The 20,068-nt window shown below is 70.8% G+C and carries 20 protein-coding genes; 11 read left to right on the top strand and 9 right to left on the bottom strand.

Annotation, left to right across the window (positions count from 1 at the left end; all coding sequences use genetic code 11):
- Positions 1-25: 25 nt before the first annotated feature.
- Positions 26-3,205, top strand: coding sequence for an efflux RND transporter permease subunit (locus DJ018_RS11140; protein ID WP_111515021.1), 3,180 nt, complete (start codon positions 26-28; stop codon positions 3,203-3,205).
- A 14-nt stretch (positions 3,206-3,219) separates the two neighbouring features.
- Complete coding sequence (locus tag DJ018_RS11135) at positions 3,220-4,617, top strand: efflux transporter outer membrane subunit (protein ID WP_111515020.1); 1,398 nt, start codon at positions 3,220-3,222, stop codon at positions 4,615-4,617.
- 122 nt (positions 4,618-4,739) lie between these two features.
- Here DJ018_RS11135 and DJ018_RS11130 read toward each other — a convergent pair whose 3' ends face one another.
- The gene (locus DJ018_RS11130) at positions 4,740-5,873 is read right to left on the bottom strand and encodes a tetratricopeptide repeat-containing glycosyltransferase family protein (protein ID WP_111515019.1); all 1,134 of its coding nucleotides are present in this window, start codon (positions 5,871-5,873) and stop codon (positions 4,740-4,742) included.
- A 186-nt stretch (positions 5,874-6,059) separates the two neighbouring features.
- Here DJ018_RS11130 and DJ018_RS11125 point away from each other — a divergent pair, with 186 nt between their 5' ends.
- Positions 6,060-6,899 (top strand): glycosyltransferase family 9 protein, encoded by an 840-nt coding sequence (locus DJ018_RS11125; protein WP_165842889.1) that lies wholly within the window; start codon positions 6,060-6,062, stop codon positions 6,897-6,899.
- Between the two features lie 391 nt (positions 6,900-7,290).
- Positions 7,291-7,551 (top strand): ASCH domain-containing protein, encoded by a 261-nt coding sequence (locus DJ018_RS11120; RefSeq protein WP_111515017.1) that lies wholly within the window; start codon positions 7,291-7,293, stop codon positions 7,549-7,551.
- A 19-nt stretch (positions 7,552-7,570) separates the two neighbouring features.
- On the opposite strand, the gene DJ018_RS11115 is transcribed toward DJ018_RS11120, so the two are convergent.
- Positions 7,571-8,233, bottom strand: coding sequence for a Fe2+-dependent dioxygenase (locus DJ018_RS11115; RefSeq protein ID WP_111515016.1), 663 nt, complete (start codon positions 8,231-8,233; stop codon positions 7,571-7,573).
- Positions 8,234-8,497: 264 nt separating this feature from the next.
- Here DJ018_RS11115 and DJ018_RS11110 point away from each other — a divergent pair, with 264 nt between their 5' ends.
- Positions 8,498-8,845, top strand: a complete 348-nt coding sequence (locus DJ018_RS11110) for a TFIIB-type zinc ribbon-containing protein (RefSeq protein WP_111515015.1) — start codon at positions 8,498-8,500, stop codon at positions 8,843-8,845.
- Between the two features lie 185 nt (positions 8,846-9,030).
- A complete protein-coding gene (locus tag DJ018_RS11105) occupies positions 9,031-9,330 on the top strand; it encodes a hypothetical protein (protein ID WP_133254274.1) in 300 nt (99 codons plus the stop codon).
- 102 nt (positions 9,331-9,432) lie between these two features.
- Here the strand turns inward: DJ018_RS11105 and DJ018_RS11100 are convergent, their stop codons facing one another.
- From DJ018_RS11100 to DJ018_RS11080, 5 genes are all read right to left on the bottom strand, one after another.
- Entirely contained in the window at positions 9,433-9,882 is a 450-nt protein-coding gene (locus tag DJ018_RS11100) for a DMT family transporter (RefSeq protein ID WP_111515013.1), read from the bottom strand.
- A gap of 311 nt (positions 9,883-10,193) precedes the next feature.
- A complete protein-coding gene (locus DJ018_RS11095; RefSeq protein WP_111515012.1) occupies positions 10,194-10,922 on the bottom strand; it encodes a YggS family pyridoxal phosphate-dependent enzyme in 729 nt (242 codons plus the stop codon).
- On the bottom strand, positions 10,922-11,641 hold the full coding sequence (locus DJ018_RS11090; RefSeq protein WP_165842888.1) for a glutamine amidotransferase: 720 nt from the start codon (positions 11,639-11,641) through the stop codon (positions 10,922-10,924). Before DJ018_RS11090 ends, DJ018_RS11095 begins: the two co-directional genes overlap by 1 nt.
- On the bottom strand, positions 11,622-12,173 hold the full coding sequence (locus tag DJ018_RS11085; RefSeq protein ID WP_111515010.1) for a thioredoxin domain-containing protein: 552 nt from the start codon (positions 12,171-12,173) through the stop codon (positions 11,622-11,624). The genes DJ018_RS11090 and DJ018_RS11085 overlap by 20 nt, the downstream gene beginning before the upstream one ends.
- 49 nt (positions 12,174-12,222) lie before the next feature.
- Complete coding sequence (locus tag DJ018_RS11080) at positions 12,223-12,918, bottom strand: hypothetical protein (RefSeq protein ID WP_165842887.1); 696 nt, start codon at positions 12,916-12,918, stop codon at positions 12,223-12,225.
- Positions 12,919-13,030: 112 nt separating this feature from the next.
- On the opposite strand from DJ018_RS11080, the gene DJ018_RS11075 reads away from it, so the two are divergent.
- Positions 13,031-13,951 (top strand): LysR family transcriptional regulator, encoded by a 921-nt coding sequence (locus DJ018_RS11075; protein WP_111515298.1) that lies wholly within the window; start codon positions 13,031-13,033, stop codon positions 13,949-13,951.
- Here DJ018_RS11075 and DJ018_RS11070 read toward each other — a convergent pair.
- Entirely contained in the window at positions 13,938-14,546 is a 609-nt protein-coding gene (locus DJ018_RS11070) for a response regulator transcription factor (RefSeq protein ID WP_111515009.1), read from the bottom strand. The genes DJ018_RS11075 and DJ018_RS11070 overlap by 14 nt on opposite strands.
- On the bottom strand, positions 14,543-16,063 hold the full coding sequence (locus tag DJ018_RS11060) for a sensor histidine kinase (RefSeq protein ID WP_165842886.1): 1,521 nt from the start codon (positions 16,061-16,063) through the stop codon (positions 14,543-14,545). The genes DJ018_RS11070 and DJ018_RS11060 overlap by 4 nt, the downstream gene beginning before the upstream one ends.
- A 257-nt stretch (positions 16,064-16,320) precedes the next feature.
- On the opposite strand from DJ018_RS11060, the gene DJ018_RS11055 reads away from it, so the two are divergent.
- From DJ018_RS11055 to wrbA, 4 genes are all read left to right on the top strand, one after another.
- Entirely contained in the window at positions 16,321-17,781 is a 1,461-nt protein-coding gene (locus DJ018_RS11055) for a sensor histidine kinase (RefSeq protein ID WP_133254272.1), read from the top strand.
- Positions 17,778-18,155, top strand: a complete 378-nt coding sequence (locus DJ018_RS11050; RefSeq protein WP_111515007.1) for a response regulator transcription factor — start codon at positions 17,778-17,780, stop codon at positions 18,153-18,155. Before DJ018_RS11055 ends, DJ018_RS11050 begins: the two co-directional genes overlap by 4 nt.
- A 154-nt stretch (positions 18,156-18,309) precedes the next feature.
- Positions 18,310-18,852 carry a helix-turn-helix domain-containing protein gene (locus tag DJ018_RS11045; RefSeq protein ID WP_111515006.1) on the top strand — a complete coding sequence of 181 codons (543 nt, stop codon included), beginning with the start codon at positions 18,310-18,312 and terminating at the stop codon, positions 18,850-18,852.
- Positions 18,853-19,219: 367 nt separating this feature from the next.
- On the top strand, positions 19,220-19,819 hold the full coding sequence (wrbA, locus tag DJ018_RS11040) for an NAD(P)H:quinone oxidoreductase (RefSeq protein WP_111515005.1): 600 nt from the start codon (positions 19,220-19,222) through the stop codon (positions 19,817-19,819).
- The last annotated feature ends 249 nt before the right edge of the window (positions 19,820-20,068 follow it).

Raw genomic sequence — 20,068 nt, 5'->3', positions numbered from 1 at the left:
CGCTCACCCCCACGCGAGCCTCGCCATGACCTTCTCGGATTTCTTCGTCAGCCGGCCGCGGTTCGCCGTCGTGCTGTCCATCGTCATCTTCGTCGCCGGGCTGATCGCCCTGCCAATCCTGCCGATCGCCGAGTACCCGGAGGTGGTTCCGCCGACCGTGGTGGTGCGCACCGCCTACGCCGGCGCCGATCCCGCCGTGATCGCCGAAACCGTGGCCGCGCCTCTCGAGCAGTCGATCAACGGCGTCGAGGGCATGCTCTATCAGTCCTCGCAGGCGACCGCCGACGGCGCCATGGCGCTCACCGTGACCTTCGCCCTGGGGGTGGATCCGGACAAGGCGCAGGTCCTGGTGCAGAACCGGGTGGCGCAGGTGCTCTCCAAGCTGCCGCCCGAGGTGCAGCGCGTCGGCGTCACCACCACCAAAGCCTCCCCCACCCTGATCGAGGTCGTCCACCTGACCTCGTCGAACCCGCGCTACGACCAGCTCTACCTGGCGAGCTACGCCCAGCTGCACATCAAGGACGCCCTGGCCCGCAGCTATGGCGTGGGCGACGTGCAGATGTTCGGCCAGGGCCCCTACTCCATGCGGGTCTGGCTCGACCCGGAGAAGCTCGCCGCCCGCTCGATGACGCCGGGCGACGTGATCGCCGCCCTGCGCGAGCAGAACGTACAGGTGGCCGCCGGCCAGGTCGGCGCGCCGCCGGCGCCGGGCCAGGCCGACTTCCAGATCTCCGTCAACACCCAGGGCCGCCTGGCCAGCGAGGAGGAGTTCGGCGACATCATCCTGCGGGCCGGCCCTTCGGGGCAGATCAGCCATCTGCGCGACGTCGCCCGCATCGAGCTCGGCTCTGACAGCTACGCCCTGCGAGCCCTGCTGGACAACAAGCCGGCGGTCGCCCTGCCGGTGTTCCAGCGCCCCGGCACGAACGCGCTGGAGATGGCCGACGGGGTCAAGGCCACCATGGAGGAGCTGAAGAAGGACTTCCCGGAAGGGGTCGAGTACCACATCGTCTACAACACCACCGGCTTTGTGCACGAAAGCATCGACGCCGTCGTCCACACCCTCTTCGAGGCGCTGGTCCTCGTGGTGCTGGTGGTGGTGCTGTTCCTTCAGAACTGGCGCGCGTCGATCATCCCGCTGGCCGCCGTTCCGGTCAGCCTGGTCGGCACCTTCGCGGTGATGATGGCCCTGGGCTTCGGCCTCAACGCGCTGACGCTGTTCGGCCTGGTGCTGGCCATCGGCATCGTCGTCGACGACGCCATCGTGGTGGTGGAGAACGTCGAGCGGAACATCGCCCTGGGCCTCTCCCCCATGGAGGCCACCCGCAAGGCCATGCGCGAGGTCACCGGCCCGATCGTCTCGACGGCCCTGGTGCTGTGCGCGGTCTTCGTGCCGACCGCTTTCATCACCGGGCTCACCGGGCAGTTCTACCGGCAGTTCGCCCTGACCATCGCTATCTCGACGGTGATCTCGGCCTTCAACTCGCTCACCCTGTCGCCGGCCCTGGCCGCGGTGCTGCTGCGCGCCCACGACGCCCCCAAGGACCGTTTCGAGCGGCTCATCGAGGGCTCGCTGGGCTGGCTGTTCCGGCCCTTCAACCGGGCCTTCACCCGGCTCTCCCACTCCTATGTGGGCGGCGTCTCGCGGATGCTCGGCCGCAGCTCCATCGCCCTGGTGATCTACGGGGTGCTGATCCTGCTGACGGTGGGCGCCTTCCTGCGCACCCCCACCGGCTTCGTGCCGCAGCAGGACAAGCTCTATCTCGTGGCGGTGGCCCAGCTGCCGGACGCGGCCAGCATCGACCGCACCGAGGCGGTGATCCGGCAGATGAGCGACCTTGCGCTGAAGACCAAGGGCGTCGAGCACGCCGTGGCCTTCCCGGGCCTTTCGGTGAACGGCCTGGTGAACAGCCCCAACGCCGGCGCCCTGTTCCTGGTGCTCGACGGGTTCGAGGCGCGGAAGGACAAGGCGCAATCGGCGACGGCGCTGGCCGCCGAGCTGAACCAGAAGTTCGCCGAGATCCCGCAGGCGCAGATCGCCGTCTTCCCGCCGCCGCCCGTCCAGGGCCTCGGCACCATCGGCGGCTTCCGCATGCAGATCGAGGATCGCGCGGGGCTCGGCCCCGAGGCGCTCAATGAGGCCACCCAGCGGATCGTGGCGGCCGCAGCCAAGGAGCCGGCGCTGGCCGGGGTCTTCTCCTCCTACCAGATCGGCGTCCCCAAGATCCGCGCCGAGGTGGACCGCGAAAAGGCGCGCGCCCAGGGCGTGGCGCTCGGGGACCTCTACGAGACCATGCAGGTCTATTTGGGATCGCTCTACGTCAACGACTTCAACCGCTTCGGACGCACCTACCCGGTCACCGTCCAGGCCGACCAGCGCTTCCGCCTGCAGCCGGAGGACATCCTGCGCCTGCAGACCCGCAACGCGGCGGGCCAGATGATCCCGCTGGGGGCTTTCGTCACCACCCACGAGACCACCGGCCCCGAGCGCACCAGCCACTACAACGGCCTGCTGACCGCCGAGATCAACGGCGGACCGGCCCCGGGCTACAGCACCGGCCAGGCCCAGAAGGCGCTGGAGGCCATCGTCCAGCGGGAGCTGCCGAACGGCATGGGCTTCGAATGGACGGAGCTCACCTACCAGCAGATCCTGGCGGGCAACACGGCGATCCTGGTGTTCCCGATCTGCGTGCTGCTGGCCTTCCTGGTGCTGGTCGCCCAGTACGAGAGCTGGAGCCTGCCGCTGGTGGTCATCCTGATCGTGCCGATGTGCCTGCTGTCCGCCCTGGCGGGGGTGCGCCTGGCCGGGGGCGACAACAACGTCTTCACCCAGATCGGCCTGATCGTGCTGGTCGGATTGGCCTGCAAGAACGCCATCCTGATCGTCGAGTTCGCCCGCGAGCGCGAGCTGGAAGGCGACAGCGTGCTGGAGGCGGTGCTCGCCGCCTGCCGGCTGCGCCTGAGGCCGATCCTGATGACCTCCCTGGCCTTCATCATGGGCGTCGCCCCGCTGGTGATCTCCACCGGGGCCGGCGCCGAGATGCGCCGGGCCATGGGCGTGGCGGTGTTCGCCGGCATGCTGGGCGTCACCCTGTTCGGCCTGGTGTTCACCCCGATCTTCTACTGGACCATCCGCCGCCTGACCGGCCGCAAGGCGCGCCCCACGCGGGGCGACGCCGCGGCCCTGCCCCTGGCCGCCGAATAGACGGACCTTCCCAGATGATGCTGATCCGCACCCTTCTGATCGGAGCTTCGGCGGCCGCCCTCTCGGCCTGCGCCGTCGGCCCCACCTACGAGGCCCGCACCGAGCCCCCCGTCGCCCTGGTGTCGCCGCCCGAGCACACGACCGCCGCGCCGGCTCCGGCCGACTGGTGGAGCGCCTTCGGCGACCCCGAGCTGTCCCGGCTGATCACCCGGGCGCAGGCCTCCAACACCGACCTGCGCATCGCCCTGGCCCGCGTGCGGGAGGCGCGCGCCCTGTTCGCCGACACGCGGCTCGACCCGCTGCCGCGCGTGTCGGTGGGCGGCGCCTACAACCGCAGCCGCGGCCAGCAGCCGGGCTTCACGGCCGGGCGGGTGGACCTGGAGTCGGCGGAGCTCGGCTTCGACGCGGCCTGGGAGATCGACCTGTTCGGCCGGGTCCGGCGGCAGGTGGAGGCCGCCCGGGCCGAGGTCGGGGCCGCCGAGGCGGACCTGCAGGACGCCCGGGTGACCCTCGCCGCCGAGGTGGCGCGCAGCTACCTGCAGCTGCGGGGCGCGCAGGCGCGCCGCGCGGTGGCCGAGGAGAACGCCCGCACCCAGCGCGAGACCCTGCGCCTGACCCAGGTCCGCTACGAGGTGGGCGCCGCCGACCCGGTGGACGTGGAAAGCGCCCGCGCCCGCCTCAGCGCCACCGAGGCCGCCCTCCCCGCCTTCCGGACGCAGGAAGCCCAGGCCAGCCACCGGTTGGCGGTGCTGGTGGGGCTGCGCCCCGGCGACCCGGACCCGGACCTCGCCGCGCTCTCGGCGCCCAAGGCCCACACCCCGCCGCCCCAGGCTGTCGCCCTCGGCGACGCTTCCAGCTTCCTGCGGCGACGCCCCGACGTGCGCGCCGCCGAGCGCCGCCTCGCGGCGGCCACCGCCCGCACCGGCGTCGCCACAGCCGAGCTATTCCCCGCGGTGCGCGTCAGCGGTTTCGTGGGCGTCCTGTCCGGCGACCTCGGCAGCCTGTTCAGGAGCGGCGCCCAGGCCTGGTCGGTCTCACCGGCCGTCTCCTGGCCCGGGCTCGACCTCGGCGGCGCCCGCGCCCGGCTGCGCGCCGCGCAGGCGCGCAACGACGCCAGCCTGGCGCAATACGACCAGACGGTGCTGCGCGCGGTCGAGGACCTGCAGAACGCGCTGGTCGCCTACCGGGAGCGGCAGCTCCAGGTCGTCAGCCTCTCGCAGCAGGTGGCGGCCTCCCGCCGGGCCGCCGAGCTGGCGGGCCTCCGCTACCGGGAAGGCAGCCTGGACTTCCTTCGGCTGCTCGACGCCGAGCGGACGCGGCTCGAGGCGGAGGACGCCCTGGCGGCCGCACAGACCGCCGCCAACATCGAGGTGGTGGCGATCTACAAGGCCCTCGGGGGTGCGCCGGTCTGAGGCGCGGCCGCGCGTCCACCACTTCCACGCTGAGCAGCGCGGCTTGGATCGTCAGCTTCAGGCCGGGGCCGCCCCGCGAGGACGGTGGGCGCAAACGGCGGTCACGCGCGGCGCCGTTGGAGTCAGCACGACGGGTCGGCTAGGGTGTCCGCCATCTGCTCGAACACAGTGCGCCAATCGCCTGGCGTCGCTTGGCGAAAGAGCGCCATGGTCGGATACCAGGGCGTATCAGATCGCCCTTCCAGCCAACGCCAGTCGCCAAGCCAGGGAAGCGCCACAAGCGTCCGAACGCCAAGTGCGCCGGCAAGGTGGGCGACGCTGGTGTCAGCGGACACAACGACGTCACAGGACATCGCTGCTGCGGCCGTGTCGACGAAGAGATCCGGACCGGAGTCAAAGTCGTCCCCGAGGGTCTCCACTTGCGGAAGATCCGGGAGTTGGTCCAACCCCCCGCCCTTCTGCAGGCTGATCAGGCGAGCACCCGGCACACGCGTGAGAGGCTCCATCGCGGACAGGGGCACAGAGCGGTCTGCAGCAAGCGCAGACCCCTGCCAGACGATCCCAATCTTCAGACCGCCCGAACCTATGTGAGCGCGCCAGCGCTCGATCCTCTGCTGGTCCGCGTGGAGGTAGACGCCACGTGGAACGGTGTCCAAGCGTGTTCCAAACCCGGCGGGCAGGCTCATCAAGGCCGATGCGAAGTCATAGCGCTCAGGCACGGCCTCCGCATCGATCAGCTCGATGTCGGCGCTCATCGTGCGCAGGATCGCATGCATCGGCGGAGGTGCAGCCAGAATCACCCGCGCCCCGGCCATCTGCGCCAGGAGCGCGAACCGGCCGAATTGCATCAGGTCACCCTGGAACCACTCCGGGTAGACGAACAGGCGCTTGTCGGCGATCGGCTCACCGGCCCACTGCCTGGGCAGGCCATAGCGAACATCGTCGAAGCCGGGGCAGTCCTTCCGCGCCTCTAGCTCCCGGAAGCCGTTGAACAGGTCGCCGGTCTGCAGAAGGCATGTCGCGCGCATGAACCGCGCCATGTGCAGATTGGGCGTGAGAGCCAGCGCTTCGGAGTACGACCTTTGCGCATCCGTGAAGCGCTTCAATCGGCGCTGGATGTTCCCCGCGTTGTACTTGAGGACGCCGCTTAGAGGGTCAGCCTCCGAGGCCGCCACATAGGCTTGTAGCGCCGCTTCGAGGTCGCCCGCTCGCTCCCACTCAGTGGCTTGGTCGTGGAGCTGTGCGGCGGTCGCCATGCCCGCTGCTTAGAACATGGTGCGCTCGGCAACAACACAGGCGTAGAGCCGCGGGCGCGGTCGCCGATAGCGGCCACGCAGGTCCCGGCGCAGCCCCTCGCCGAGCGCTTCGCCGAGCACTTCGCCTGCCGCCGGGCGACCGTCGGCAGATGCATGGATGCGCCGCCGTCATGCTATGGCTCGCGCATGCGTCCGGCAGCCACGTCCGTTCCGTCACCCTTCTCCCAAGCGCTGCGCCTGCTCGCCGAGCGGCGCTACAGCGCGGCTTGGCCGCTGTGGGAGGCGCGGCGCGAGTTCATGCGGCCCCGGATCACCTGCCCCGTCGTCGAGTATCCGGAATGGAGCGGTGGCGACCCGAGCGGAATGCGGATCATGGTCGTTGTCGAGCAGGGGTTTGGCGATCAGATGATGTTCGCCCGCTACGTGCCCCGGCTCCGGGAGCTGGGGGCGCACGTCACCGTCGCTTGCCATCCGGTGCTCAGTCGGCTTTTCCGGGTGATTGCAGACGACTGGACGCCCTTCTACGTCAATCAACCGCTGCCGCCAGCCGACGCCTGGACCTTCATCGGATCCTTGCCGCTGCGCCTCGGGATCGCCGCCCCTCTGCCAGCGCAGTACATTGGCCTCTCAGCGCCCAAGATCGGCGGAGTCGGCGTGGCGACCCGAGGAAGCCTGACCCACCCGAATGATGCGAACCGGTCGCTGCCGCCCGAGTCGGCCGCTGATCTCCTACAGATGGGAGGTAGCATCCTGCCGGAGGACACCGGCGCCCAGGACTTCATCGAGACGGCCGTCCTGATCGCGAAGCTCGACCTGGTGGTGACGGTCGACACCTCCGTCGCGCACCTCGCCGGGGCCATGGGAGTGCCTGTCTGGGTGCTCCTGCCGGATGCGGGCTTGGACTGGCGTTGGAATGACGGGATCCGAAGCGACTGGTATCCTGACGCCCGATTATTCCGACAACACCCCACCGAGGGCTGGCGGCGAACCATCGGGGACGTTCGGGCGGCCTTGTCGGCGCAATGACAGTCCGCATCCAGCCGGACTGAGGAAGGCAGGGTTCCGGGGTCCATGTTGCCGCGGAATCGCTCGCAAGCAGGATCCGACGCCCCTTCGGCGCACGGCGCGTCGCGGGGGCCGGTCATTGCGTTCATCATTTCACCCGCTCGAAGGGCGTTCCGCTGTGGCGACGCGCGGGCAACCGTCCGCTGTCCGACCGGAAGTCAATGTCCGCTACCGACCCATAGCGGACTTCGCCGAGATGCCCGACAACGTTGTGCATTCGCGCCGCTTACAGCTCTCCCCGGGGAGCTACAGGCGGGCTTCGTGGACGCTTCTTGGCTAAAGCTCGCCAGGGTCGCCCTCTTCGGCGGAGTGCTGGTGTTTCGATTACGGCCGCTCGCTCGACAAGAGCCGGGTGGCGGAAGACGGCGCGGGACGCCCGCGCCTCGTGCTGCGCACCACCAAGCTGAGCGAGCGGCGGCTCGCCGACGTCGACGCCGCATCCGCCGCCGACGAAGGCGAGGCAGACCAGAGCCTATCCGGCTGGCGCGAGACCCATCGGGACAATCTCACCCGGAACGGCGACTTCGCCCCGGACATGCGGCTGTGGTGCGAACGCTTCGAGATCGTCCGCGTGCTGGACCATCATCCTCGGGCCGGGACGACCGGCGCCTGAAGCCGCCACGGCCGGCCAATCAGTCCTCGCCCCACATCCGGAGCAGGTTGCCGAGGGTCTTGTCGAGGAGGAGCGCGGCCTCGCCGGCCCCCGTCCGCGCCCGGACCTGCTCAAGGTCGTAGAGAATCTCGCGCTGGTCGGCGCGGCGCACCCGGCTCTGCATCCAGCCCACGCAGGCCAGACGAACGCCGCGGGTCACCGGGGCCACGCGATGCAGGCAGCCGGTCGGGTAGAGGATCGCCGATCCGGCCTCCAGTCGGAACGCCCGATCCGCCGCCCTGTCGCGCACCTCCAGCGCGCCGCCGTCATAGCTGTCCGGATCCGACAGGAAGAGCGTGAAGCTGAGGTCGCTCCGCAGCGATTGGCCATCTCCGCCGTACATGGTCGCGTTGTCGGTGTGCAGGCCGTACTGCTGCCCGGATCCGTAGCGCGAGAACATCAGCCCGGACCAGCGGACCGGCCGTGCAAAGGTGCGCACCCCGGCATGGGCCTCGAGCGCGAGCCGCACGCGCCGGGCCAGGGCGATCACCCCCGGATCGCCGGGCTGGGCCTGTTCATTGTGCTTGACCGGCCCGGCGGCGGCGCCGGCCGTGGCTGTCCCTTCGCGGAACGGCGCAGCGGCGAGCCCCGCGCGGACGGCGAGCACCTCCTCGCGGTTCAGGACATCGGCCAGAACGATCAAGCGGCGTCTCCTCTGCGCTCCGGCGGCGGACCGGCGGCGGACCGGCGGCGGACCGGCGCAGCCAGTCTCGATCCCGGGGTGCCCTTCCACAAGCCCCGCGCAACGGGCGACTTGCCGCCGCCCCCTGCAGCTTCCATCTTTGGGCGGCGGGCCGGGCCCCTCTGGCTGAGATCGACGCCGATCGCAGCGATGTCGGACGCATCACGTTCCCACGTGAGGCTCGAGCCGCCGCGGCGTCCGGCCTCCCCAGACCAGGAAGCCTCGATGCCCCTCCTCCTATGCCCCAACGACAACAGCTCGATGCAGACGGTGGACCGCGCCGGGGTGCAGTTCGACATGTGCCCCACCTGCCGGGGCGTCTGGCTGGATCGCGGCGAACTCGAGAAGCTCATGGCGTCGGCCGCCCAGGACGCCCCGCCGCCGCCCGCCCCGGGCGGCCAGGTCCGGCCGCCCCCGCCGCAGCCGTGGAGCGCAGGGTACGGAGAGCGCGGCGAATACGGCGAACGGGGCGAACGCGGCGAGTACGGCGAACGCGGCGAGTACGGCGAACGCGGCGAGTACGGCTATGGCGGGCGCCGGAAACGCGGCTCGATCTTCGACATCTTCGACTAGACATCGCCGCACGCTCAGCGTCAGCCGACGCGGCGCTGGGGCGCTTGTCCGGGCAGCGCGCTTTCTTTGTCAGACAGCGAGGGCTGCTGGACGCGCTTTGCAGCAGAGCCGGAGCGCATCTTTGACGCGGCGCATCGCGACCAGCTTGAAGCTCTCAATGTCACGCCCAACACCGCGAACGCACGTTGCGCGTGATCGACACGGGCGTAAGAAACGGCATGGTCAGCCAGAAGCAGTTCGCCTACCGGCGCGACGAACTGGAGGCAGATCTCGACGTTCTGCGTGGTCTCGACCTCATCAACTTGGGATCTGAGGTCGCGTGTGACGTCGTGGTGCGGCTAAGGCGGAACCTGAACACCGCCCGCCGACGCCTGAGGGTCGTAGAAGAGCGGGTCGCTCATCAAAAGCCGCCAGGCCCGAGCGAGTTCGGAAGCCTTGTTGAGCAAGTGAAGGAGACCCGGCAGCGGGTCGATACGACGCGTTGAGCCCCCGTCTTCACCCAGCATGCGTCGGACCCGGAGCTGAGGTTGGTTTGACGCGATGTGTGCGACTTCGAACGGACAGAAGGGTCGGCTCCGCCGCCAGGCTCAGCCGCGGCGCACCAGCACGACACCGAGGATCACGAGCACGGCGCCGCCCACCCGGAAGGGACTGATGGCGTGCCGCGCAAGGCCGAGGGCGCCCATGTGGTCCAACCACATGGCCATGATGATCTGACCGGCGACGCCGAGTGTAATCAGCGACGCCAAGCCGATCCGAGGTGCGGCGTAGGCGGCGATGGCGACATAGACCGCACCGTAGACGCCGCCCATCCAGGCGTACCAGGGCAAGGCTCCGAGAGACGCGGCTCCGGACCGATGGCCGCTTACCAGCCAGACGGCCAGCAGGGTCGCCGTCCCGACGGCGAAGGAGATCAACGCGGCCAAAACGGCGGACTCCCCGGCGCGCGCGAGCATGACGTTGGTGGGCGCCTGAAGGGCGATCAGCCCACCGGCGAAGAGGACCAGCAGCACGGGCAGCAACACGACGGCGTTCATGGGTCTTCCCTTCCCTCAACTGTCCCGCATGTCGCAACGCGGACGTTAGCTCACGCCGCCCTGTCGAGACCCTGCGGCGGGCCGTCAGCCCCGGATGAACGGGGTCCAGGTCGCCACCGGCCTGATGCAACGCCGTCCCGCCCATCTGGCGCCGAACACAAGCAGATCCTCCTGCCGTCGTCGAACTGGCTCATCGTCGGCTCCCGCACTCCAACCTCGGCTCGGAGTCTCCTGGACCAGCGTGCCTCACATCCTGGGGCGCCGCTTGAACGTAGCGGCGCGATTTGGACCGTATCCACGCCCGCCGAAGCTCAGCCGGCCGGCCAGTAGTGGGCGTGCGGCAGGGCGCGTGCACCGAAGATCGCCTGCCCGACCCGCACCACCGTGGCGCCTTCCTCGATGGCGAGTTCGAAGTCGCCGGACATGCCCATCGACAGCTCGTCCCAGCGACCGGCGTCCGGCGCCGCCTCCCGCAGCCGCGCCTGGCAGTCCCGCAGGCGGCGGAAGCAGGCGCGGACCTGCGCCTCATCGTCGGACCAGATCGCCAACGTCATCAGGCCCACCGGTTCGAGCGCGTCGAAGCCTCGCAGACTGCGGGCGAGATCCGCGGCTTCACCGGGAGCCACGCCGGACTTGCTTGGTTCCGCCGAGGTGTTGACCTGAAGGTACACGCGCAGGCGCCGCCCGAGGCGTTCCAGCCGCCGCTGCAGCGCTTCAGCCGCTCGCAGAGAGTCCAGGGCCTGGAACTCGTGGGCGTGCGCGGCCACGAGACCGGCCTTGTTGGTCTGCAGACGTCCGACTGCAACCCATCGCAGGCCCAGCTCGGACAGCTGTTCGGCCTTGGCCGCCAACTCCTGCGGCTTGTTTTCACCGAACTCGTCGAGATCGGCGGCGACAGCCTCCCGCAGCCGTTGCAGGTCTTGGGTCTTGCTGATCGGCAGCAGCCGCACCTCGGCCGGGTCACGGCCCACTCGCGCGCAGGCCAACGCCATCCGCGCCCGCACGCGAGCAAGCGCGTCGGCGAGAGAGGACGGCTCCATCAGAGAACCGCCTCGTCCAGCCAGCGGCCCAGGACCGCTTCGGCGAGGCGGCCCCGGCCATCTGCCGCATGACGCGCGGCCTGCGCCTCCAGCGTGGCCGGGGTGACGCCCGCGCGGCGCATCTCCGCCGCGCCATGAGCGATCCAGCTGGCGATCTCGCCGCCGTCCACCTCGATGTGGAACTGCAGGCCGAGGGCCGCGCGTCCGATCGAGAAGGCCTGCTCCGGATAGGCGGCGGTGGAGGCCAGCCGCTCGGCGCCGCGCGGCAGATCGTAGGTGTCGCCATGCCAGTGCAGGACGGCCGCGCCCTCCAGTTCGGCGAGCGCAGACGCCCGCCCCGCCTCGGTCAGCTGGACGGGCGCGAAGCCGAGCTCGAAACCGGGGCCCGGGAACACGCGCGCTCCGGCGGCCGCGGCGATCAACTGGGCGCCCAGGCAAAGGCCGAGCACCGGACGGCCGGCGGTCAGCTGCCGCTCGATGAGACGAAGCTCCTCCGCAAGGTAAGGATGGGCCCGGGTCTCGTATACGGCCATCGGGCCTCCGAGCACCACGAGCAGCTCCGGCAAGACCGCAGGCGCGGCCAGGTCCCGACCCGAACGGACCTCGACCGACAAACCCCGGCGGGCCAGCACCGGTCCAAACGCGCCAAGATGCTCGTGGGGGACGTGCTGCAGGACCAGCGCCTTCCCGCCTCTCAGCTCAAGCCCCGGGGATGGCACAGCGCCCCTCCTCGCAGCCTTGCAGCGTCGTATCTGCCGTCGCCGTCGCCGGCACGGCCGCACCCGCGGGATCCCCGCGCACCAGCCCGGCCACAGCGGTGCCGAGGGCCAGGTCCGGGAGGTGGCCGAACACCTGGCGCCGGCGGTCGCCACGCCGGTCGATCAGCACCAGCGTGGGCGTGCCCCGCATCCCGTACGCCGCCATGGTTCTGGGGATCGGACCGCTCGCCGCCGCCGCGTCCAGTCCCACCGGCAAGCCGATGCGATACTCGTGCAGGAACGCCGCCAGGGCCCCAGGGCTGTTGGCCGCGTGATGCTCGAACACGGTGTGCAGGCCGAGAACCGCGAGATCGTCCGACCCGAACGCCTCGCGCAGCCGCATCGCCTGCGGCAGCGCGTGAGCGACGCAGCCGGGGCAGAGCATCTGGAAGGCGTAGAGCGCGACCACCCGGCCCCGGAGACGCTCAAGGTCGATCGTCTCGGGCGTATTGAACCAGCGGGTTGTGACAAGCGGCGGTGCGGGATCGGTCATGTGGGAACCTCGGTGCGGTCGCGCCGGGCGCCCGACGCGACCTCTTCGTTCAGCGGACCACGCCGGGCAGGCTGAGATCGCCGGACGCCACGTCGAAGACGTCGCTGATGCACAGCAGAGGGGCGTGCAGATTGGCGTTCACCTTGAGCGCCGATGTGACGCCGTCGAACTTCACGCCCTGCACCGCGCCGATGGTCTCCGCCGGCACGCGCACCGTCACGGTGTCGGTCCGCAAGGCGGTGGGATAGGTCGGGCTGTCGATCAGCAGCGGGACCCCTGGCCAGGTCGGCGGCACCTTCGGCTTGGCGCCCGGCGGGATGTCCCGGACCTTGAGCGCCTTGGGACCGCAGGCCTCGTCCGGCGTCAGCACCACCCAGTGCGGGTGCCACACGTGCCGGTTCACGCCGCCGCCGGCGGCGTCGTCGAAGTCCGGGTGGAAGGTCACCGCCAGGGCGAGGATCCCCTGCCCGGCCTCGAAGCCGACCGCCGCGCTGTCCAGGGACGTCGGCCAGACGTAGCTGTAGACAGCGCTGCCGGCGAACTGCCCCGTCGCCTTCGGGCGGATCTCCCCCGCCTTGCCCCGAACCTGCACCTCGAACACCACGTCCGCGCCGTCGCTGCGGACCTGGGTGCGCACGATGTCGAAGGCGGCCTGGATGGTTTCGGCCTTCGGCGAGGCGATCGGTTGGGACAGCGCCGGAGCGGCGGAAAGAGCCAGGGCGGCGGCGAGAAGCGCAGAGCGCATGGAAACCTCCTTTTCGTTGACGTGCGACGACGTCCGATGAGGTGGCCATTGAAAGCTGCAGCGTGAGTGCCCAGTCTTGGCTGGTCGTTATTCAGATTTGTATGGACGCGCCGTGGACTGGGACGCCCTGAGGGTCTTCCTCGCTGTCGCCAAATCCGGAAGCCTGACCCGCGCGGCGCAGACGCTGGGGCTCAGCCAACCCACTGTCGGACGCCGCCTGGCGAGCCTGGAGGCCGACACGGGCGCACGGCTGCTGGAGCGGACGCCCAGAGGCTATGTCGCGACGGAGGCGGGCGCCGCCATCCTCGCCAACATCGAACGGATGGAGGGCGAGGCGCTGGCCGTCGAGCGAGCCATCACCGGACGGGACGCGGGGCTGTCCGGGGCCATCCGCGTCACCGCCATCGAATGGTTCGCGGCGCGTGTCCTGGCTCCGATCGTCGCGGAGTTCAGCCTCGAACACCCGGCCGTGACCGTCGAACTGCTCACCGACGTGCGGCTGTTCAGCCTGACCCGGCGGGAGGCGGACATCGCCGTCAGCTTCGCGCCCTTCGATCAGCGGGAGATCTTCCAGCGCAAGGCGGCCGACGTCCCGCATGGGCTGTTCGCCTCGCCGGTGTATCTGGACCGCCGCGGCGCGCCCGACTGCCGCACCGGCATGGCCGGTCACGCCCTGATCCAGATGGACGACGCCCATTGGGGCCAGGCCGACGCGGCCTGGCTGGCGCGGCTCGCGCCGGACGCCCGGATCGCGCTGCGCAGCAACAGCCGCGAAGCCCAGGCGCAGGCCTGCCTTGCCGGCGCAGGCATCGCGATCCTGCCCCAATGCCTCGGGCGGAAGACGCCCGGGCTGGTGGAGATCCCGACCGTTGAGCCGGCGCCGATGCGGACCGCCTGGATCGGGGTTCACCGGGACGTCCGCCGCATCCCGCGCATCCGCCTTGATCGAGTTCACCGTCCAGCGCCTGCGCGCGTCGGGGTACCTCAACGAATCCCTCGCCGAGGGCGCCGCGGCGCGTTCAGGCGAGCTTGAGCAGCTCGGCGCAGCGGACCAGATCGGCTAGGCTGCGCACGCCCATCTTGCGCATCAAGGAGCCGCGGTGGAGCTTCACCGTCACCTCGCTCAGTTGCAGATCGCCCGCCACCTGCTTGTTCAGGCGCCCGGCCACGACCTCGCGCATCACCTGCTGTTCCCGCGGCGTCAGCGTCTCGTAGCGGCTGCGGATCTCCGCCAGGTTTCCCTCTGCGGCCCGTCTTTCCGCGTCGCGGGCCAGGGCCATGGCGATGGAGTCCAGCAGATCCTGGTCCCGGAACGGCTTGGTCAGGAAGTCGACGGCGCCGGCCTTCATGGCGCGCACCGACATCGGCACGTCCGCGAAACCGGTGATGACGATCACCGGAAGGCGGATGTCGAACCGCTGGAGGTTCGACTGGAAGTCCAGGCCGCTCATGCCCGGCAGCCGCACGTCAAGCACGATGCAGCCGGCGACCTCCTCCCGCTCGGCTTCGACGAACGCCGCCACCGAGGCGAAGCAGCGGGTCCGCAGGCCCACCGACCGGATCAGCGCGTCGAGCCCCTCGCACAGAGCCACGTCATCGTCGACGATGTAGACGACCCCGCCGGTCATTCGGCCGCGTCTCCCAGCGGCAAGGCCGCCCGGGCCGTCGGGACAGTGAAGGAGAAGGTGCTGCCCTCCCCGGGCGTGCTGGCGACCCAGAGCCGCCCGCCCTGGGCGCCGACGCAGGTCTTGCAGATCGCAAGCCCCATGCCCATGCCGCCGGGCTTGGTCGAATAGAACGGATCGAAGATCGTGCCCAGCTGCCCCGGCGGGATCCCCGGCCCGTTGTCGCGCACGTCCACCCGCAGCATCTCGCCTTCCGCGCGGATCGTCACCACCAGGTCCTTGGGCCCCGGCTGGGCGGCCATCGCCTGAGCGGCGTTCAGCATCAGGTTCACGAACACCTGCTGCACATGCACTGGGTCGGCCAGTCCGGCCGGCAGGCCGTCCTCCGCGTCGATGTGCACGGAGGCGCCCAGGTTGCGCAGCTCGCGCTCGATCAGCAGCACCGCCTCCCGGGCCGTGGCGGTCAGGTCCTGGGGTTCGGCGTGGGGCGGGCTGTTGCTCAGGAAGGCGCGTGTGCGCTCCACCACCGCCTGGGCCCGCGCCGCGCTCGCCAGCACCGCCTTGATCGCCGCCTGGGCTTCGGCGACGTCCGGCTCTCCGCGCTCCAGCCAACGCAGGCTGGCTTCCGCCTGGGACATGATCGCCGCCAGCGGCGAGTTCACCTCGTGCGCGATGGAGGCGGACAGGGCGCCCATGGTGGTCACGCGGGAGGCCCGGGCGATCTCCAGTTCCGCCGCGGCCACCCTCGCCTGCGCGGCCTTGAACTCGGTGATGTCGAGGTCCACCACCAGGATGTCCTCGAACCCACGCATGTCGCTCGGCAGGGCCGCCGTGAACAGGGTGTCAACCGCGCGCCCGTCCGCCTCCACCAGGTGGGTCTCGGACCGGTAGTAGGCCTCGCCGCGTTCGAAGGCGACGAGCCACTGGACGAAGGTGTGGTCGGTGTCCGGAAGGATCCTGTCGAGGGGCCCCAGCACCGCCGCCTTGTCCGCCGCGCCGATCCGTTGCACCCCGTAGGCGTTGACGTCCTTGATGATCACCTGCTTGCGCAGCGCCCGGGCTTCATCGGGATGGGCCGCGAAATAGGTCTCCATGTCCCGGACCCCGGAGGCCATCAGCCGCAGCACCGCGTCCCGAACGGCGGACCAGTCCTCCCGCCACAGGGCGACCCCGCTGCGCTCGAACAGGGTCTGGTTCCAGCGTTCGCTCTCCCGCAGCCGCTGCTGCAGCTCTCGCACGCGGCCGAGGAGCAGGTGGGCGCCCAGAACGGCCGCGGCGGCGGCCAGGCCCGCGAGCACCAGGTTCACCCCCAGGCTGGGCTGGCTCCAGACCCCGAGGCTGACCAGCCCGGCGGCGGCGGCGGCGGATCCGACGATCACCAGCAGGCGCTGGACTCGCGAATAGCCCTGGTGCGGATCCTCGCCGTCCCGTGTCGCCCAAAGCGGATATCGGCCGTCGCGGCCGTCTTCCGGCGGCGTTACGGACCCGCCCTCCGGCCAGCGACTGAAGACCTCCCGCACCCATCGCTCCTCGTGCAAAGCGACGCCGCTGGCCGCGCGCAGCGCCCGCGCGGGCCGTGTCAGCGGATCACAGCCACAGGATAGCAGCGCAATCGCGCGGCTCCCGCCACTATACCATGGTATGGAGTGTCGGCGGGCTGCGCCGTGACTAAAAGGGCGGCGCGCCTCGACTTTGGGTGCGTCACCCTGGGTTTCCCCCGGAGGGAACATCGTTGAGCGCTCTGGATCCCCAGGTTTCGGGATCGGCCCCTGCGCCCATGCCGTCGCCCGCCGGCGCCGCCCGCAGTCCGGATCTCCCGCGCTGGGCGCGCTCCGCGCCGTCTCCGTCGCAGAAGACGCCGGGCCCTTCGCCATGGCTGCTGGCGACCGGCCTCGCCATCGCCGCAGCGCTCGTGACCTGGCCGGCCATGGCGGCGCACGGCGTCCTGGCGGCGTCCCACCTCGTGGCCCTCGCCGCGCTCGCCATCTGCGCGCTTCTGCTGGTGCATGCGCGGCTGACCGGCGAGCGGGCGCTGCGCGCCTCGGAGGCCGCCAACCAGCGGTTCAGCGAGATCTATGACCGGGCCGGCATCTCCATCTGGCGGGAGGACTGGACCCCGGTGGGGCGCCGGATGCTCGAGCTGCGGCAGTCGGGCGTCACGGACATCCCGGGCTACTTCGACGCCCGGCCCGACGAGAAGAAGGCGCTCCACGCCGCGGTGCGCATCACCGACGTGAACCGCTTCACGGTGCAGCTGATGGCGGCGGCCGACAAGGCCGAACTGCTGGGCAGCCTCGCCGACGTGCTGCCGCACAGCTATCTCACCTTCAGCCGATGGCTGGGGGCGCTCGCCCGGGGCGACGACGTCTACATCGCCGAGAGCAAGGTTCGCCGGGCGGACGGCTCGCTGGTGGACTGCCTGGTCACCGCCGCCCTGCCCCAGTCCCTCGAGAGCTTCGCCGACATCATGGTGAGCATCGTCGAGATTTCCGAATACAAGCGCGATCAGGCGCGGCTGGCGGAAGCGGAGTCGGAGGTCGCCCGCGCGCAGCGGATCGCCACCATGGGGGCGCTGACCGCCTCCATCGCTCACGAGGTCAACTCGCCCCTGGCCGCGATCTCCTCCAACGCCGCCGCCTGCATCCGCTGGCTGGTCCGGCCCGAACCCGATCTCGCGGAGGCCCAGTCGGCGGCCCGCGCCGTGCTGCAGAACGTCGAGCGCGCGCAAGGGGTGATCGAGCGCACCCGGGCGTTCATCAGCCGCTCGGAGCCGCGCCGCGCCGACATCGACCTGCCCGCCCTAATCCGGTCCAGCCTCCAGATCCTGGACCGGGAAGCCCGCAGCCACGGCTGCGAGCTGCGTCTCGAGACCCCCGGCGAGATCGCGCCCCTGCGCGGCGATCCGATCCAGCTGCAACAGGTGCTCGTCAACCTGATCCTCAACGGGCTCCAGGCCTGCGCGAGCCGCCCGGAAAAGCTGGTGCGAGTCCGAACCTGGGCCGAGGGCGACCAGGTGGTGACCGCCGTCTCCGACACCGGTCCCGGCATACCCGCCGAGCACCTCGGCCAGCTGTTCCAGCCGTTCTTCTCGACCAAGCCGACCGGCATGGGCATGGGTCTGGCCATCTGCCGCAGCGTGATCGAAGCGCACGGCGGCGAGATCTCGGTCTCCAGCGCGCCCGAAGAGGGCGCAACGGTGGTGTTCCGCTTGCCCCTGTCCCAGAGTAGCGTCCTGTGAAGTCACCGCTGATTGCCATCATCGACGACGACGCCGCGATCCGCGCCGGCCTGTCGAGCCTGCTGCGGTCCGCCGGCTGCCGGGTCCGGCTGTTTCCGACGGCGGAAGCCTTTCTCGCCGAGGAAGGCGCGGTCCGATACGACTGCATCATCACCGATGTCCAGATGCCCGGGATCAGCGGCCTGGACCTGCAGGACCAGCTCAAGCGCAGCTTGCCGGCGCTTCCCGTGATCGTGCTGACCGCCTTTCCCACCCCCGCGATCCGGCAGCGCGCGCTGGCCGCCGGCGCCGCCTCGTTCCTGAGCAAGCCCTTTGAGGCCCGCACCCTCCTTCAGGCGGTGGACGCGGCGATCGGCGACGGCCACCTCGCGTGAGGGGTGCGCCCGACCCTACCTGAGGGCATGCCGCCCTAGACGAAGGTCTAGGCCCCTTATGCCAAGGCGAAGATGCCCTCCGCCGCCGGTTCCGCAATCATCCTGACAACGCTGTCGCCGCCATGGCTCAAGCGGACGCAGGAGGAAGCGAACCATGCCTGCCACGTCGCGGACCGCCGACGCCCGGAGCGCGGGCGACGGGGCGCCGGAAGGGCTCGCCACCCTGCTCGAGCAGGCCCGGGCCGCCTTCCGCAGCGACCAGGCGCGGGTGGTCGAGGTCTGCCTGGAGCAGGCCCTGCGGCTGCTGCGGGCGGGGGAGCCCGTCGAGGCGCCGCCGGCCGGCGGGCTCGCGCGCTGGCAGATCGATCGCGTCACCGCCCATGTCCGGGATCATGTGCAGGAGCCGATCCCCGTCTCGGCGCTCGCCGCCGCCGCGCGGCTCAGCCCCCGCCATTTCACCCGGCGCTTCCGCGCCTCGTTTGGCGAAACGCCGCTCGCCTATGTGACCCGGCGTCGGATCGAACACGCCCAGACGTTGCTGCTGGCGCGCGCCACGCCGCTTGCCGTCGTCGCGCTGAAGGCCGGGTTCAGCGACCAAGCGCACTTCACCCGAGTGTTCAAGCGCGCCACCGGCGCCTCGCCGGCCGCCTGGCTGCGCCGCCAGGGCGCCCCCGTTCTGCAGCGGGCCTGCGCCTGAGCCGGCGCCGCGGCAGGGGAACCACGCAAGCCGGCGCGGGATCGCGCAATCGCGGCGCCGTCGCAGGGCGCAGGCTCTGAAGGCTCCGGGCGCCGCGCCCCCCACAGCCGGCGCCCGAGGGTCGCTCCTCCCCCGCCTCCCCCGACCCGGGGGAGGAGCGACTTCCCAAGCGCATCCGCCTGCGAGGCCGCCATGCTGAAGATCGCCATCCCCCTCGCCTGCCTGGCCGCGGCGGTCGCCGTCCATCTGGCGGCCGGCGCAGCCCCGCTGTTCTGACCGCCATCGCCACAAGAACGCGCGGAACGCTTCAATCCCCCACCCGGCGCAAACCCCAGGATGACGCACGTCAGCCGCCAAGGACCTGAACATGACCAAGATCCTGATCCTCTACTATTCGGCCTACGGCCACGTTGAACGGATGGCCGAGGCCGTCGCCGAAGGCGCGCGGGAAACCGGCGCCGAGGTCGACATCAAGCGCGTGCCGGAGCTCGTGCCGCCGGAGGTCGCGTCCGCCGCTCACTACAAGCTCGATCAGAGCGCCCCGGTGGCGCAGGTCGCCGACCTCGAGCACTACGACGCCATCGTCGTGGGGTGTGGAACGCGCTTCGGCCGCATGGCCTCGCAGATGGCCAACTTCCTGGACCAGGCCGGCGGCCTCTGGGCCCGCGGGGCGCTCCACGGAAAGGTCGGCGGCGCCTTCACGTCCACCGCCACCCAGCATGGCGGCCAGGAAACGACCCTGTTCTCGATCATCACCAACCTCCTGCATTTCGGCATGGTGATCGTCGGTCTCGACTACGGCCATGCGGGGCAGATGACCCTCGATGAGGTCACGGGGGGCAGCCCCTACGGCGCGAGCACGATCGCCGGGGGCGACGGATCCCGCCAGCCCACCGCCAACGAGCTCACCGGCGCCCGCTATCAGGGCCGCAAGATCGCCGAAACCGCGGCGAAGCTCGCCCGCTAGATGCCGCGCCCCCGCCGCCGACAGGTCGCGCTCGCCGCCCTGGCGGCGGCGAGCTGCGCCTGGCCCGCGGGTCTCGTGCAGAGCGCGAACAAGAGCCCCGCCGCTGCAGTCGATCGGTTCGAACCCGGCCCGCCCTCCCCGATCTGCCGCGCGCCGCCTGTCGTCCAGCCCTGACGGGGCGATGACCAGCCCGGCTCTCGGGTGAGCCGGCCCGGGCCGCGCCGGTCGCGAGATTCCGTGACGTCCGTT

The sequence above is a fragment of the Phenylobacterium deserti genome, assembly GCF_003254705.1.
GTDB lineage: Bacteria > Pseudomonadota > Alphaproteobacteria > Caulobacterales > Caulobacteraceae > Phenylobacterium > Phenylobacterium deserti.
Note: the sequence above shows the minus strand (reverse complement) of the source record. Positions and strands in the feature narration are given on the sequence as shown.